This window comes from Acidaminococcus sp. CAG:542 (assembly GCF_000437815.1).
GTDB lineage: Bacteria > Bacillota > Negativicutes > Acidaminococcales > Acidaminococcaceae > Acidaminococcus.
Genome location: NZ_FR902000.1, coordinates 1 through 576, shown reverse-complemented (window position 1 = coordinate 576; position 576 = coordinate 1). Strand labels below are relative to the sequence as shown.

Genomic DNA, 576 nt, shown 5'->3' with positions numbered 1-576 from the left:
TAACAGAAGGGAATAAAAAGATGCTGACCATAGAACTCATACAGTCATTATGTCATCAAGGTAAAATACAATGGACAAATCATGTAATGCAGCGTCTAATCAAACGCAACATATCTCGGGAAGATGTTAAAAATGCCATTGCCTCAGGAAAAGTGATTGAATATTACCCTGACGACTTTCCCTATCCCAGCTGTCTAATTTTAAGTCTTGCCTTGAAAAGTGGGCCTCTGCATATTGTTTGCGGAGTTGGAGATGGTATTCTCTGGATTATCACTGCCTATAGGCCTGATCCGTTGCAATGGGATGATACTTTCTCTCACAGAAAGGAGTAGTCTGAAATGAAATGTTTTTTATGCAAAGGAACCCTTGAAAATAAACTGACAACCTTCATGGTCGATTTGGGAAACTGCATTGTTATTGTCAAGAACGTACCCTCTCAAGTTTGTACACAATGTGGTGAAGTTTCTTATTCTGATGAAGTGGCCGCCCGTCTGGAACAACTTGTCGACCAGGTCAAAAATTCACTGACCGAAATTGCAGTAATCAATTATCCATCTGCTGCGTGAATAGGTTGGA

At 40.3% G+C, this 576-nt stretch carries 2 protein-coding genes; both read left to right on the top strand.

The genetic code is table 11. The features are described 5' to 3' along the window. A partial coding sequence (locus QVO43_RS00090) for a DUF4258 domain-containing protein (protein WP_288174235.1) occupies positions 1-332 on the top strand: 332 nt, incomplete at its 5' end. Positions 333-338: 6 nt separating this feature from the next. After that, positions 339-566: a type II toxin-antitoxin system MqsA family antitoxin gene (locus QVO43_RS00085; protein ID WP_022486611.1), complete on the top strand. Its 228-nt coding sequence runs from the start codon at positions 339-341 to the stop codon at positions 564-566. Positions 567-576 lie beyond the last annotated feature (10 nt).

Coding starts and splice junctions, on each gene's coding strand:
- QVO43_RS00085 (WP_022486611.1), top strand. CDS start 339: ATGAAATGTTTTTTATGCAAAGGAACCCTTGAAAATAAACTGACAACC.